The sequence below is a fragment of the Sutterella massiliensis genome (assembly GCF_016899755.1).
Lineage (GTDB): Bacteria > Pseudomonadota > Gammaproteobacteria > Burkholderiales > Burkholderiaceae_F > Sutterella > Sutterella massiliensis.
Map to the genome: position 1 here is coordinate 1 of NZ_JACJJC010000407.1, position 277 is coordinate 277.

A 277-nucleotide genomic window follows, 5' to 3' on the forward strand; every position below is an offset into this window, starting at 1 on the left:
ATTTTGGCTGCCGTCGTTTGCGGCAGGCGCAGCGCGATGGTCTTTTGCGTCACCATCGTCAGCATCGAAAGCATGAAGAAGACGAGCAGAAAGAAAATGATGTCGATCATCGGCACAATCATGATCGACGGCTTTTCGTCCACGGTACGCGAAGAGAGCTTCATGACGCAGCTCCTTTCGTGCCGCACTTCGGGAGTGCGGAAAGATAAACCGTGCAGGCAGACTCGATCTCCGCAATGAGACGATTGGCGCGCTGCGAAAGCCACACGTGTATGAC

General features: G+C 54.5%; 1 protein-coding gene. It reads right to left on the reverse strand.

Features of this window, described 5'->3' with window-relative positions:
• Window positions 1-164 (reverse strand): ExbD/TolR family protein (locus H6A60_RS13105; protein ID WP_205105300.1); only part of this gene is annotated, 164 nt, incomplete at its 3' end.
• Between the last annotated feature and the right edge of the window lie 113 nt (window positions 165-277).